This is a genomic window from Mycobacterium sp. NGS35 (assembly GCF_059812855.1).
On sequence record NZ_JCALDL010000015.1, the window covers coordinates 87,021 to 100,212 of the forward strand.

13 protein-coding genes and 1 tRNA gene are annotated in these 13,192 nt (G+C 67.8%); 10 read left to right on the forward strand and 4 right to left on the reverse strand.

The annotated features are described in order from the left end of the window. Window positions 1–52: 52 nt before the first annotated feature. The 4 genes from AC5Y4C_RS20020 to AC5Y4C_RS20035 form a co-directional block, all read right to left on the reverse strand. Window positions 53–1,162, reverse strand: a complete 1,110-nt coding sequence (locus AC5Y4C_RS20020; protein WP_499964645.1) for a nucleoside triphosphate pyrophosphohydrolase — start codon at window positions 1,160–1,162, stop codon at window positions 53–55. After that, window positions 1,159–4,761, reverse strand: coding sequence for a transcription-repair coupling factor (gene mfd / locus AC5Y4C_RS20025; RefSeq protein WP_499964643.1), 3,603 nt, complete (start codon window positions 4,759–4,761; stop codon window positions 1,159–1,161). Before mfd ends, AC5Y4C_RS20020 begins: the two co-directional genes overlap by 4 nt. Before the next feature lie 75 nt (window positions 4,762–4,836). Next, entirely contained in the window at window positions 4,837–5,355 is a 519-nt protein-coding gene (locus AC5Y4C_RS20030) for a GAF domain-containing protein (protein WP_499947693.1), read from the reverse strand. A gap of 68 nt (window positions 5,356–5,423) precedes the next feature. Then, the gene (locus AC5Y4C_RS20035) at window positions 5,424–6,026 is read right to left on the reverse strand and encodes a TetR/AcrR family transcriptional regulator (protein WP_499951830.1); all 603 of its coding nucleotides are present in this window, start codon (window positions 6,024–6,026) and stop codon (window positions 5,424–5,426) included. Between AC5Y4C_RS20035 and AC5Y4C_RS20040 the strand changes: the two genes are divergently transcribed. From AC5Y4C_RS20040 to pth, 10 genes are all read left to right on the forward strand, one after another. Beyond that, window positions 6,003–6,407 carry a response regulator transcription factor gene (locus tag AC5Y4C_RS20040; RefSeq protein WP_499947695.1) on the forward strand — a complete coding sequence of 135 codons (405 nt, stop codon included), beginning with the start codon at window positions 6,003–6,005 and terminating at the stop codon, window positions 6,405–6,407. The genes AC5Y4C_RS20035 and AC5Y4C_RS20040 overlap by 24 nt on opposite strands. Window positions 6,408–6,460: 53 nt before the next feature. Continuing rightward, window positions 6,461–6,532, forward strand: a tRNA-Gln gene (locus AC5Y4C_RS20045). Window positions 6,533–6,610: 78 nt separating this feature from the next. Next, window positions 6,611–7,195 carry a TIGR03086 family metal-binding protein gene (locus AC5Y4C_RS20050; RefSeq protein ID WP_499951829.1) on the forward strand — a complete coding sequence of 195 codons (585 nt, stop codon included), beginning with the start codon at window positions 6,611–6,613 and terminating at the stop codon, window positions 7,193–7,195. Window positions 7,196–7,307: 112 nt separating this feature from the next. Further along, the gene (glmU, locus tag AC5Y4C_RS20055; protein WP_499951828.1) at window positions 7,308–8,762 is read left to right on the forward strand and encodes a bifunctional UDP-N-acetylglucosamine diphosphorylase/glucosamine-1-phosphate N-acetyltransferase GlmU; all 1,455 of its coding nucleotides are present in this window, start codon (window positions 7,308–7,310) and stop codon (window positions 8,760–8,762) included. A 75-nt stretch (window positions 8,763–8,837) separates the two neighbouring features. After that, window positions 8,838–9,818: a ribose-phosphate diphosphokinase gene (locus tag AC5Y4C_RS20060; RefSeq protein ID WP_499909387.1), complete on the forward strand. Its 981-nt coding sequence runs from the start codon at window positions 8,838–8,840 to the stop codon at window positions 9,816–9,818. Continuing rightward, on the forward strand, window positions 9,818–10,171 hold the full coding sequence (gene arsC, locus AC5Y4C_RS20065) for an arsenate reductase (glutaredoxin) (protein WP_499951826.1): 354 nt from the start codon (window positions 9,818–9,820) through the stop codon (window positions 10,169–10,171). Before AC5Y4C_RS20060 ends, arsC begins: the two co-directional genes overlap by 1 nt. Further along, on the forward strand, window positions 10,168–10,797 hold the full coding sequence (locus AC5Y4C_RS20070) for an LpqN/LpqT family lipoprotein (protein WP_499964640.1): 630 nt from the start codon (window positions 10,168–10,170) through the stop codon (window positions 10,795–10,797). The genes arsC and AC5Y4C_RS20070 overlap by 4 nt, the downstream gene beginning before the upstream one ends. 124 nt (window positions 10,798–10,921) lie before the next feature. Then, on the forward strand, window positions 10,922–11,788 hold the full coding sequence (locus AC5Y4C_RS20075; protein ID WP_499964638.1) for an oxidoreductase: 867 nt from the start codon (window positions 10,922–10,924) through the stop codon (window positions 11,786–11,788). A 122-nt stretch (window positions 11,789–11,910) separates the two neighbouring features. Further along, window positions 11,911–12,567 carry a 50S ribosomal protein L25/general stress protein Ctc gene (locus tag AC5Y4C_RS20080; RefSeq protein WP_499964636.1) on the forward strand — a complete coding sequence of 219 codons (657 nt, stop codon included), beginning with the start codon at window positions 11,911–11,913 and terminating at the stop codon, window positions 12,565–12,567. A gap of 3 nt (window positions 12,568–12,570) precedes the next feature. Next, window positions 12,571–13,149: an aminoacyl-tRNA hydrolase gene (gene pth, locus AC5Y4C_RS20085; protein WP_499964634.1), complete on the forward strand. Its 579-nt coding sequence runs from the start codon at window positions 12,571–12,573 to the stop codon at window positions 13,147–13,149. Window positions 13,150–13,192 lie beyond the last annotated feature (43 nt).

Genomic DNA, 13,192 nt, shown 5'->3' on the forward strand with positions numbered 1-13,192 from the left:
CTGAACTTTTGAGTGTGCGCCTAGGGCGCAGAAGTGCGAGTAGGTCGCACCCTCACTGCACAGTCGATTGGGTGGGTGACTGCTCCGGCGTCTCCACCGGCGAAGGCTCCGGGACTTCGACGGGCCCGGGTTCGGGTACGTCGGCCGGGCCCGGCTCGGGAATGCGGTCGGGCGCGGGCTCACCAGGCTCCGGCGCGGGCGCCGGCTCACCGGGCTCGGTGTCCGTCGGCTCGGTGGCCGGCCACCCCGCCCGCCACTCGTCTTCGGTGATCGCGTCTAGCACCGCCACGTCGAGCTCCTCCGGTACGTCGGAACCGCGACGCGCCGCCGCGATGTTCTTCTCGGCTGTCCGTACCATTTCCATGAACTGCAAAACCTCTGCACGCAAAGCGTTTTCGGCATCCCCGTCAGCGGTCACCGCGACCGTCGTCACGCCGTGCGGAACCAGGTCCGCCGGCAGCCCGGCGTCTCGCACCCGACTGAGCACCTTCTGCGCAAGTGCCAGCGACGGCTGGCCCGTCGGGATGCCGTCGAGGCAAGACCCTCGAGCCTTCTCCAGGGCCTTGCGTTCGTCCCACTCGGCGATTTGGCGTTCGAGCGAAATCTCCTCTCCGGCAAGCACTCCGGGCACGCGGTTGCCGAGCTTGCGCAGCAGCGAGTCCGCCACGTCGTCGATGGTGAACGGATGCTGTGGCGCGTCCTCGGCGATCCGGGCGTGGAACAGCACCTGCAGCAGGACGTCGCCGAGTTCTTCGCGTAGGTCGTCGGCGTTGCCGCTGTGCACTGCGTCGAACAGCTCGTAGGTCTCTTCCAGCAGGTAGCGACGCAGCGAGTCGTGGGTCTGCTCGCTCTCCCACGGCCCGTTGGTGCGCAGCTTGTCCATCAGCGCGACCGCATCGACCAACCGCTCCCCCGGCTGCGGCGCGGGCGCGGCAATCACCCGGTCGCCGGCAGCCAACCGCGCCTTGACTGCCGGGTGCTCGGAATCCGACGACAGCAGCACCGGGGCATCGGACCCGTCGAACACCGGCCGCGCCGCCGGCAGCGACCACGGCACCCGGATCGGCATCTCCTCGGTGTACTGGACATCACCCGCGAGCAGACCAACCGCCTCGACCGGAACCATCGCCGGGCGCCGGGGGTCGACCAGAATCACGGTCATGGTCTCGCCCCCTCCCGCGTGTCGGTGACCTCGGTTATATCAATACTTCCCGGCGCCTTGTCATCCAGCGCCAACAGCAGGTCGGCGACCATCTGCACCAGTTCGAGGTCACGGATGCGCGGCGCGCCGACGCCTTGGCCGGCCCGGGGGATCGGCAGCTGCACGGTCGACGTGGTCGCCCGGTAGCTGGCCGACGGATGCAGGCGCTTGAGCCGCAGCTGCTGCGAGTCGAGCAGCGTCAACGGTGACAGCCGCAGCGTGGTGCCCGTCGCGAGCACCTCCGTGACGCCGTAGTGGCGTGCCAGCAGCCGCAGCCTGGCCATCGCCACCAGCCGCCGCGCCGGCTCGGGCAGCGGCCCGTACCGGTCGGCCAGCTCTTCGACGACCGAGGCGACGGCGTCGTCGTCGGCCGCGGCGGCCAGCCGGCGGTAGGCCTCCAGCCGCAGCCGATCGCTGCCGATGTAGTCCGGCGGCAAATGTGCGTCGACCGGCAGGTCGATGCGCACCTCCTTGGGCTCCTCGGGCGTGCTGACCATCTGACCGTCGGCCGCGGCGCGATACGCCTCCACGGCCTCGCCGACCAGCCGCACGTACAGGTCGAAACCCACGCCGGCAACATGCCCCGACTGCTCGACCCCCAGCACATTGCCGGCGCCGCGGATCTCGAGGTCCTTCATCGCGACGGCCATGCCCGCGCCGAGTTCGTTGTTCTGGGCGATCGTGGCCAGCCGGTCATAGGCCGTCTCGGTCAGCGGCTGCTCGCGCGGATAGAAGAAGTAGGCGTAGCCACGTTCCCGGCTGCGGCCCACGCGTCCGCGCAGCTGGTGCAGCTGCGACAGGCCGAACGTGTCGGCGCGCTCGACGATCAGCGTGTTGGCGTTGGAGATGTCCAGCCCGGTCTCGACGATCGTGGTGCACACCAAGATGTCGTATTCGCGGTTCCAGAACCCCTCGACGGTGCGCTCCAACAGATCCTCCGGCATCTGCCCATGCGCGACCACCACCCGGGCCTCCGGCACCAACGCGGCCACCCGCGCAGCGGCGGCGTCGATGGAGCTGACCCGGTTGTGGATGTAGAACGCCTGGCCGTCGCGCAGTAGCTCACGCCGCAGCGCCGCGGCGATCTGCTTCTCGTCGTGCGGACCGACGTACGTCAGCACCGGATAGCGCTCCTCCGGCGGAGTCAGGATGGTCGACATCTCGCGGATCCCGGCCAGGCTCATCTCCAGCGTGCGCGGAATCGGGGTGGCACTCATGGTCAGCACGTCGACATGGGTGCGCAAGCTCTTGATGTGCTCCTTGTGCTCGACGCCGAACCGCTGCTCCTCGTCGACGATCACTAGGCCCAGGTCTTTCCAGCGCACGCCGGTCTGCAGCAGCCGGTGGGTGCCGATGACGATGTCGACGGTGCCGTCGGCCATGCCCTCGAGCACTTCGCGCGATTCCGCTGCGCTGGTGAACCGCGACAGCGCCTTGATGCGCACCGGGAACCCCGCCATGCGCGCCGTGAACGTCTGCAGATGCTGGTCGGCCAGCAGCGTCGTCGGCACCAGCACCGCCACCTGCTTGCCGTCCTGCACCGCCTTGAACGCCGCCCGCACCGCGATCTCGGTCTTGCCGTAGCCGACGTCGCCGCAGATCACCCGGTCCATCGGGATCGGCTTCTCCATGTCGGCCTTGACCTCTTGGATCGCGGTCAGCTGGTCCATGGTCTCGGTGAAACCGAACGCATCCTCCATCTCGGCTTGCCACGGGGTGTCCGGGCTGAACGCGTGTCCCGGCGAGGCCTGACGTTTCGCATACAGCGCGACGAGTTCCTGGGCGATTTCGCGAACGGCTCTGCGCGCCTTGGTTTTTGTGTTCGCCCAGTCGCTGCCGCCGAGCCTCGACAGCGTCGGCGATTCGCCGCCCACGTAGCGCGACAGCTGGTCGAGGGAGTCCATCGGCACGTACAGCCGATCCTGGCCGCCGCGGCGCCCGGATGCGTATTCGAGGACCAGGTACTCGCGGCGGGCGCCGCCGACCGTGCGCTCGACCATCTCGACGAAGCGGCCGATCCCGTGCTGGTCGTGAACGACGAGATCGCCTGCGGTGAGTGCGAGCGGGTCGACGACGTTGCGCCTCTTGGCGGCGAGCCGCTTGCCCTCGGTGACCGCGACCCGGCTGCCGGTGAGGTCGGTTTCGGTGATTATCACCAGCGCAGCGCCCGGTAGTACGACGCCGTCGTGCAGCGTGCCCTTGAGCACGCCGACGACACCGGGGCTCGGGGCGTCGCCGGGCTCGAGGCAGACGGCGGCGACGTCGGCGTCTTTGAGTTGCTCGACCACGCGGTGCGCGGTGCCGGTGCCGGGCGCGACGATCGCCGCGGTGCCGCCCGTGCTGACGTGCGCCCGCAGCATCGCGAAGATCTCTTCGACGCTGTGCTGATGGCCGCGCGCCGACGGTGCTGCCCGTATCTCGAGTTGCACGGCGTCGGGGTCGGGCAGCTGGCTCAGCGTCCACCACGGATGCTCGCCCTCGATCGCCGCGGCGTGCACGTCGTCGAGCTCCAGAAAGCCCGACGCACCCAACTGCTCCACGTCCACTGGCGCCTCGGCGCCCAGCGCGGCCGTCGACCAGGACGCCTCCAGGAACTCACGGCCTGTCTTGATCAAATCGGCCGCGCGGGTCCGCACCTTCTCGGGCTCGCACACCAGAAGCGGCGTGCCTTTCGGCAGATGGTCGAGCAGCAGGCTGAGCTGTCCCGCGCCCAGCACCGGCATCAGTGCTTCCATGCCGTCGACCGGGATGCCTTCGGCGAGCTTGGCCAGCATGTCGCCGACGCTGCCGATCGGGCCGCCCTTGGCGGTTGTCCCGGCCAGCTCGGCGGCTTTGGCGCGGACTTCGTCGGTCAGCAGGAATTCGCGGCAGGCGACGGCTGTGACGGTGTGCACGTCCAGCCCGGGGATCGACCGCTGGTCGGCGACGGCGAACATCCGCATCTCGCTGACCTCGTCGCCCCAGAACTCCACCCGCACCGGGTGCTCGGCGGTCGGCGGGAAGATGTCGAGGATGCCGCCGCGCACCGCGAACTCACCGCGCTTGCCGACCATGTCGACGCGGGTGTAGGCCAAGTCGACCAGCCGGGCAACGACGGCTTCGAAGTCGGCTTCGCTGCCGACCGTCAGCGTCACCGGTTCGATGTCGGCCAGGTTGGGCGCCATCGGCTGCAGCAGCGAACGCACCGTTGTGACAACGACTTTCAGCGGCTCGTCGCCCGGGAATGCGAGCCGGCGCAGCACAGCGATGCGGGCACCGACGGTCTCGACGCCTGGTGAGAGCCGCTCGTGCGGAAGCGTCTCCCACGAGGGAAACAGCGCGGCGGCGTCACCGAACACGCCTTTCAGTTCAGCGGTCAGGTCGTCGGCTTCCCGGCCGGTGGCCGTGACGACCAGCAGCGGGCCCGCCTGCGCCAGCGCGGCCGTGACGAACGGACGGGCGCCGGCCGGGCCGACCACGTTCAGCTCAGGGGGCGAAGCGGCGGCGCGCCGGGCGACGTCTTGCAGCGACGGGTCGCGCAGCGCCAGGTTGACGAGCCCCGCGATCGGGGTGTCGGTCATGATGTCATCCATCGTAAGCAACGCGCCAAAGCCGTTGCGGTGCCGCCCAAATCCGACGCGGTGACGGCGCCGAGGTCAGGCCGGCGCGGTGGCCCAGGCAGGTTTGAAGCTGGGATCGGGCAGCCCGTCGGGGAAGCGCCGAAGTTCGCGTGCCGCCAGGTCGGCCAGGCGTTCGATGGCTGCCACCACCTCTGGCGTCGGCCGTCCCGGCCGCGACCAGTACACCCCGACGGCGCCCAGCGGTTCGGGCGCCAGCATCGGCGCCATCACGAGGCTGCGGACGAACGTCGGGCGGTAGGCCTCCTGCGGGATGCGTTCGTCGTGGCGGATGTCGCCGATCGCCACGGCCGTGCGGTGCATCATGGCCCAACCGCTGATACATGCCGACGCTGGAAAGCGTTGACCCTTCCACAACGGGCTCATCGAATCTTCGTCGGCGTAGTAGCAGCAGTCGCCGTCGAGCAGCACGAACGTCGCGCCTTGGGCGTCGGCGAGGCGGCGGGCGGCGACCTTGACCTTCTGCTGAAGATCTTCCAGCCGGCGGGCAGCCTGCAGCTCTTGGGCGAGAAGGTGGAACTCGGGGGTGTCAGTCACGGCTAGCTCCCTGCGGAAGCACCCATGGTAACGCCGTGGGGTGGCTGGCAGAAGGCTGTCTATTCGTGCTATTCGTCGTGCAGGACCGGGTCGTCTTCGAGGTGCATCAGCCCGTTCCAGCACAGGTTCACCAGATGTGCGGCCACCACTTCCTTCTTCGGCTCGCGTACGTCCAGCCACCACTGGGCCGTCATCGACACCGAACCGACGAGCGCCTGCGCGTACAACGGCGCCATCTCGGGGTCCAGGCCGCGCCGGGAGAAGTCGCCGGCCAGGATCGACGACACTTGGTTGACGGCCTCGTTGAGCAGCGTCGAGTACGTTCCCGAGGTGATGCCGACCGGGGAGTCGCGGGTCAGGATGCGGAAGCCGTCCGTGCGTTCGTCGACGTAGCTGAGCAGCGCCAGCGCGACGCGCTCGATGCGCAGCCGCGACCGGTTGTTGGTGGTCTTGGTCAGCGACGAGGTGATGCCGTCGAGCAGTGCGGACATTTCGCGGTCGACGACGACGGCGTACAGGCCCTCCTTGCCGCCGAAGTGTTCGTAGACGACGGGCTTGGACACGTTCGCCCGCTGGGCGATCTCCTCGATCGAAGTGCCTTCGTAGCCGCGCTCGGCGAACAGCGACCGGGCGACGTCGATGAGCTGATGGCGGCGCTCTGCCCCGGTCATGCGAGCGCGGGGGGCGCGCGCTTTCTTGTCTGGTGCCACCACGGAGCCAGGCTACGCTTTCAGCGCGCGGCAACCTGCTTCTTGCCGTACACGCGTTCCCTCCTCGCCGTGTCCTCCGAACAAGTCGGCCTTGATGCTTCTTATCGACCCGGAACAGGAACCGGAGCCAACCATGGCGTTGCTGCGGCGTCTTTATCGTCTGACCAATTCCGAAGCCGATGTTGCGTTGCGCATTTTCACGGCCACGAGCTGAAGCAGATATCCGAAGAACTGTGTGTTTCGCTGACGACGGTTCGCACCCATCTGCAGCACATCTTCGAGAAAACGGACACCCACCGGCAAGCTGAGCTGGTTCGGCTGCTGCTCGTGCTCACTCCCTGATCACGAGCCGGCCCTAGAGGTTCGGTTAGAGTCACGCTGACGCTGGTGAACAGTCCGTCGTGGTGTAATCGGCAGCACATCAGATTTTGGTTCTGAGAGTTCAGGTTCGAGTCCTGGCGACGGAGCGAGGCTGGCCCGAGCGACAATCGGCACGGAGCGAGGCTGGCCCGAGCGACAATCGGCACAGAGCGAGGCTTGCCACGATGGACGAGACGACCGCGCGCATCGACGTACTCGCTGCAGAGGCGCTGCAATTCTTGCTCACAGCCGTCGAGCAGATCCTGCCGGATAGCTGGGACCGGCCGTCCAACCTCGAGAACTGGACCATCCGAGAGCTCGTCGGCCACGCCACGGGCAGCGCGGCGAAGATCGTCGCGCTCTTCGAGGGCGCAGATTTGTGGGGCCGTTCGGAGCCGGCGGATTGGGTGAGCGAAAACCCGGCCGCACGGCTTCGCGACCTGTCGGCGCGGTTGCGGGACGTGTCGACTGATCCCGACCTCGAGGCGCCGCGTCCGTCACCTGCAGGTGAGGTGCCGCTGCGCCAGGCATTGACCTTCCCCGTCGCGGACCTGGCAATTCACAGCTGGGATATCTACCGCTCGCAAGGCAGGCTGATCGAGCTGCCCGATGAGTTGCTGCAGTTCTGCCGCCGGCTGGTCGAGTCGGTTCCCGCGGAGGCGATGCGTCGCCCCGGAGCGTTCGGGCCGGCCAAACGCGCGCCGGACGACGCGACGCCGACGGCCCGGCTGATGGCCTATCTCGGGCGCTCGGTCGACGACCAAAATTGATTGGCGTCAACTTTTTGCCGCGAGCGTGCACAAAATGACACGCTTGACGGCGTGTCGGTGAACAGACACGCACGCTCGCGATGTGGGGGCGAACGCAAGGCGGGAGGTCCTGGTGACTGAACATTCCGATACGGCCGTGATCGTGCTGGCCGCCGGGGCAGGCACCCGCATGAAGTCCGACACCCCCAAAGTGCTGCACACACTGGCCGGCCGCAGCATGTTGGCACACCTGCTGCACTCGGTAGGCAAACTCGCGCCGCAGCACCTGGTCGTGGTGCTCGGCCAGGACCGCGACCGGATCGCCCCGGCCGTCGCCGAACTGGCGCAGGAGCTGGGCCGCCCGATCGAGGTCGCGGTGCAGGATCAGCAGCTGGGCACCGGCCACGCGACGGCGTGCGGCCTTGATGCGCTTCCGGACGGGTTCGACGGCATCGTCGTCGTCACCTCGGGCGACATCCCGCTGTTGGACGCCGACACGCTGGCCGAGCTCGTCGCAACCCATCGCGCCGAGCCGGCGGCGGTCACCGTGGTCACCACGACGCTGCCCGACCCGACGGGCTATGGCCGCATCCTGCGCACCCAGGACCGCGAGGTGATCGCAATCGTCGAGCAGGCCGACGCGACGGCGTCGCAGCGCCAGATCCGCGAAGTCAACGCCGGGGTCTACGCGTTCGACCTTGCGGCGCTGCGCTCTGCGCTGAGCCGGCTGCGTGACGACAACGCGCAGCACGAGCGCTACCTCACCGACGTGGTGTCGATCGTCCGCCAGGACGGCTTGACCGTGCACGCCCAGCACGTCGACGACGCGATGCTGGTGGCCGGCGTCAACGACCGCGTTCAGCTGTCCATGCTGGCGGCGGAATTCAACCGCCGTATCGTCGCGGGCCACCAGCGCGCCGGTGTCACCGTCATCGATCCGGCAACCACGTGGGTCGACGTCGACGTGACGATCGGCCGCGACGCCGTGATCCAGCCCGGCACGCAGCTGCTGGGTCGGACGCGCGTCGGCGAACGTGTCGCGATCGGACCCGACACCACGCTGATCGACGTGACCGTCGGCGCTGGCGCATCGGTGGTGCGCACCCACGGCGTGTCGTCGACGATCGGCGACAACGCCCAGGTGGGGCCGTTCACGTATCTGCGGCCGGGCACAGTGCTGGGCGCCGACGGCAAGCTGGGAGCGTTCGTCGAAACCAAGAACGCCACGATCGGCACCGGAAGCAAGGTGCCGCACCTGACGTACGTCGGCGACGCCGACATCGGCGAGCACAGCAACATCGGCGCGTCCAGCGTGTTCGTCAACTACGACGGCCAGACCAAGCACCGCACCAAAGTCGGATCGCACGTGCGCACCGGCTCGGACACCATGTTCGTCGCCCCGGTGACCATCGGCGACGGCGCGTATACGGGTGCCGGCACGGTGATCCGTGAGGATGTGCCGCCGGGCGCGCTGGCCGTCTCGGCGGGTCCGCAGCGCAACATCGAGGGCTGGGTGGCCCGCAACCGGCCGGGTTCGGCGGCGGACGAGGCGGCGCGTAAGGCAACTGCAGACGAGGAAAAAACCTGATCCGGTCACCCGTTATTCGCGTGCCCGCAACCACGTACCATTGGGCCGACATTCCCGACGAATCGGCGAGGCACCGTGGGCACCGACTGGACCGATAACCGCAAGAACCTGATGCTGTTTGCGGGCCGCGCGCACCCTGAGCTCGCCGAAGAGGTGGCCAAGGAGCTCGACGTCCAGGTCACCGCGCAGACGGCCCGCGATTTTGCGAACGGCGAGATCTTCGTCCGCTTCGAGGAGTCCGTCCGCGGCTGCGACGCGTTCGTGCTGCAGTCCCATCCCGCGCCGCTGAACAAGTGGCTGATGGAGCAGCTGCTGATGCTCGACGCGCTCAAGCGGGGCAGTGCCAAGCGCATCACGGCGATCGTGCCGTTCTACCCCTATGCGCGGCAGGACAAGAAGCACCGCGGCCGCGAGCCGATCTCCGCTCGGCTCGTCGCCGACCTGCTCAAGACGGCCGGCGCTGACCGCATCGTCACCGTCGACCTGCATACCGACCAGATCCAGGGCTTCTTCGACGGGCCGGTGGACCACATGCGGGCGCAGAACCTGCTCACCGGCTACATCAAGGACAACTATTCGACCGACGACATGGTGGTGGTCTCCCCGGACTCCGGTCGCGTGCGCATCGCCGAGAAGTGGGCCGATTCGCTGGGCGGCGTTCCGCTGGCGTTCATTCACAAGACCCGCGACCCCCGCGTGCCGAATCAGGTGGTGTCCAACCGCGTGGTCGGAGACGTGCAGGGGCGTACCTGCGTGCTGATCGACGACATGATCGACACCGGCGGCACCATCGCCGGGGCGGTGAAGCTGCTGCACGACGACGGCGCGCGGGACGTGATCATCGCCGCCACGCACGGCGTGCTGTCCGAACCCGCGGCCGAGCGGCTGCAGGCCAGTGGCGCCAAAGAGGTGATCGTCACCAACACGCTGCCGATCGGCGAAGACAAGCGCTTCCCGCAGCTGACGGTGCTGTCGATCGCGCCCCTGCTGGCCAGTACCATTCGCGCGGTGTTCGAAAACGGTTCGGTGACAGGGCTTTTCGACGGAGAAGCGTGATGGCGGACCGCTCCGCGAGTGTCATCTACCACAACCCCCGGTGTTCGACGTCGCGCAACGCACTGAAATTGTTGCAGGACAACGGAATCGAGCCGCAGATCGTCGAGTATCTGAAGACTCCGCCGACACGCGGGCAGCTGGCTGACATGATCCGCGACGCTGGAATTCCGGTGCGCGCAGCGGTGCGCAAGAAAGAGGCGCAGTACTCGGAATTGGGCCTCGACGATGCCAGCGACGACGAGCTGCTGGACGCCATGGCCGAGCATCCGATCCTGATCGAGCGGCCGTTCGTCGTCACCCCGAAGGGCACCCGGCTGGCCCGGCCGGTCGACGTGCTGCACGAGATCTTGTGACGTTGCGCCAGCTCGCATTTGCGGTGGTGGTGCTCTGCTCGGTTGCCGGCTGTACCACCAAGCCGACGGATTATCGAGCAGTGTGGTCGTCGACGTCGGCTTCACCGACGCCCACAAGCCAAGCGCCCGTCCCGTTTTCGCAATATCTTCAGCAGAAAGGCGTCGACGGCACACCGATGACGCCGCAAACCCTGACCGAGCTGACGGTGTCCATGCCGCACCCGCCAGGCTGGGCGGTGGTCACCGACCCGAATCAGCCGTCGGCGTTCGAGATCATCCGCAAAACCGCGGTGGGAACGTTCCAGCCGACCGCAATGCTGTTGGTGTTCAAGCTGACTGGAGCCCCCTTCGATCCCGTCGAGGCGCTCAAGCACGCCTACGAGATGCCCGGCGCAATACAGGAGTCGTTCAACGGCATGCCTTCGGCGAAGATCGAGGCGTCCTACCCCGACACGACCGGCCAGCGGGTGCACCGCTACAACAGGATCGTGATCGCCACGGCGAAGCCGCCGGCTAATCAGCGCTACCTCATTCAGTTCTCGGTCACCACTCTGGCCGATCCGGCGCAGGAATCCGATCCCGACGTGCTGACGATCATCAAGGGATTCACCGTCGCGGTCCGCTGATCCCAGCATGGCCCGGCGGGCGGTGGCTGTACGGCGAGCAGACACCAAATCGCACGATCGAGGTCTTTGCAATGCGATTCTGTGCCTGCTCGCCGCCGGAGGCGACACGTTAGGGTGACTTCTCATGACCGGCTGGACAGCTGCTGACCTTCCCGCCTTCACCGGACGCACTGTGATCGTCACCGGGGCCAACAGCGGCCTCGGACTGGTCACCGCACGCGAATTGGCTCGTGTCGGAGCGCATGTGGTGTTGGCCGTGCGCAACACCGAGAGAGGAGACGAGGCGGCACGGATCATCCGCGGCGACGTCGAGGTGGGCAGACTCGACTTGCAGGATCTGGCATCGGTGCACGAATTCGCCGCAGGCGTGTCCGCGGTCGACGTGCTGGTGAACAATGCCGGCATCATGGCCGTCCCGCACGCGGTGACCAAGGATGGCTTCGAAAGCCAGATCGGCACAAATCATCTCGGCCACTTCGCCTTGACGAACCTGCTGCTGCCGAAGATCACCGACCGCGTGGTGACGGTGTCGTCGCAGGCACACCAGCTAGGACGGATCGACCTCGACGATCTCAACTGGCAGTCGCGCCGCTACCGGCCGTGGTTGGCTTATGCGCAGTCCAAGCTCGCGAACCTGCTGTTCACCAGCGAGCTGCAGCGGCGCCTGGACGAGGCGGGCTCGGGCGTGCGCGCGCTGGCCGCACACCCCGGCTACTCGGCGACGAACCTGCAGGGCCACTCCGCGAGTCGGCTCAGCGCCGCGCTGATGCGGCTCGGCGCGCGGATCGCCACGGACGCCGACTTCGGGGCGAGGCCAACCCTGTATGCGGTGTCGCAGGACCTGCCCGGCAACACTTACGTCGGCCCGCGATTCGGCTATGTCGGCCGTACTCAGCCGGTGGGCCGCAGTCGACGCGCCCGCAACGCGGACACCGCGAAGGCGCTGTGGGAGCTGTCTGAGCAGCTCACGGGTACCAAATTTCCGCTCTGACGCGCTCATCGGCTACCCTCGGACGACGTCACGGCGAGGGTGGGCAGCCACCGTTATCGACGGAGACCTGTTTGGTTGCTTTCTCCCGCGTCGTGCTCTGAACCGACTACAGGAGCAACCGCATGGCGAAGACCACCACCAACCAGTTGACCGCCGAGGTCCGTACCGAGACCGGCAAGGGCGCGTCGCGGCGCGCTCGTCGCGACGGCAAGGTGCCCGCCGTGCTGTACGGCCACGGCTCTGAGCCGCGCCATCTGCTGTTGTCCGCACATGATTTCGCCGCCGTGCTGCGCAGTTCGGGCGCGAACGCCGTACTGACTTTGGACATTGAGGGCAAGGAACAACTCGCCCTTACCAAGGCGCTCGACATCCACCCCATTCGCCGCAACATCCAGCACGCCGACCTCTTGGTGGTTCGCCGCGGCGAGAAGGTGACGGTGGACGTGAACGTCATCATCGAGGGCGAGCCGGCGCCGGGCACCTTGGTCACGCAGGACGCCACCACGATTCAGATCGAGGCCGAGGCCCTGTCGATTCCCGAGCAGCTGATCGTCTCGGTCGAAGGGGCCGAGGAGGGCACGCAGATTCTGGCGAGCCAGGTGGAGCTGCCTCGCGGTGTCACTCTGGTGTCCGATCCCGAGACGCTGGTGGTCAACGTGGTCCCTGCGCCGACCGCCGAGCAGATGGAAGCCGAGCCGGCCGAGGCCGCGCAGGCCGCCGCGGAAGGCGCTGGCGAGACGTCAGCGGAAGAGCCGGGCGAAGCGCCCGACAACGAGTAGCTGGTGCCCGAACCCCGACTGCTGGTCGGCCTGGGCAACCCCGGGCCGGTCTACGCCAAGACCCGGCACAACCTCGGGTTCATGGTGGCCGATCTGCTCGCCGCTCGTGCCGGCTCGACCTTCAAGGCGCACAAGAAGTCCGGGGCCGAGGTGGCCACCGGCCGGCTGGCCGGGCGGCCGGTCATCCTGGGCAAGCCGCGCAGTTACATGAACGAGTCGGGGCGGCAGGTCGCGGCGCTGGCGAAGTTCTACTCGGCGGCGCCCGGCGAGCTCGTCGTCATTCACGACGAACTCGACATCGACTTCGGCCGCATCCGCCTGAAGTTCGGCGGCGGGGTTGCCGGGCACAACGGCTTGCGCTCGGTGGGTTCTGCTTTGGGCAGCAACGACTTCTACCGGGTGCGGGTGGGCATCGGCCGTCCGCCCGGCCGCAAAGACCCTGCCACGTTCGTGCTGGAAACCTTCACCGCGGCCGAGCGGCCGGAGGTGCCGGTCATCTGCGAGCAGGCCGCCGACGCCACCGAGCTGTTACTCAAGCTGGGCCTGGAAGCCGCCCAAAACCAGGTGCACGCCTGGGATTAGGCGCGGCCACCGCCGCGAGCGTGAGCTCAGCGCGAGAATACGG

Excerpts from the sequence above, each read along its gene's own strand:
- AC5Y4C_RS20075 (WP_499964638.1), top strand. The coding sequence starts at position 10,922 with ATGACCGGCTGGACAGCTGCTGACCTTCCCGCCTTCACCGGACGCACT.
- mfd (WP_499964643.1), bottom strand. The coding sequence starts at position 4,761 with ATGACCGACACCCCGATCGCGGGGCTCGTCAACCTGGCGCTGCGCGAC.
- AC5Y4C_RS20020 (WP_499964645.1), bottom strand. The coding sequence starts at position 1,162 with ATGACCGTGATTCTGGTCGACCCCCGGCGCCCGGCGATGGTTCCGGTC.
- AC5Y4C_RS20040 (WP_499947695.1), top strand. The coding sequence starts at position 6,003 with ATGGCGGCGCTCTGCCCCGGTCATGCGAGCGCGGGGGGCGCGCGCTTT.
- AC5Y4C_RS20035 (WP_499951830.1), bottom strand. The coding sequence starts at position 6,026 with ATGACCGGGGCAGAGCGCCGCCATCAGCTCATCGACGTCGCCCGGTCG.
- arsC (WP_499951826.1), top strand. The coding sequence starts at position 9,818 with ATGGCGGACCGCTCCGCGAGTGTCATCTACCACAACCCCCGGTGTTCG.
- AC5Y4C_RS20050 (WP_499951829.1), top strand. The coding sequence starts at position 6,611 with ATGGACGAGACGACCGCGCGCATCGACGTACTCGCTGCAGAGGCGCTG.
- AC5Y4C_RS20080 (WP_499964636.1), top strand. The coding sequence starts at position 11,911 with ATGGCGAAGACCACCACCAACCAGTTGACCGCCGAGGTCCGTACCGAG.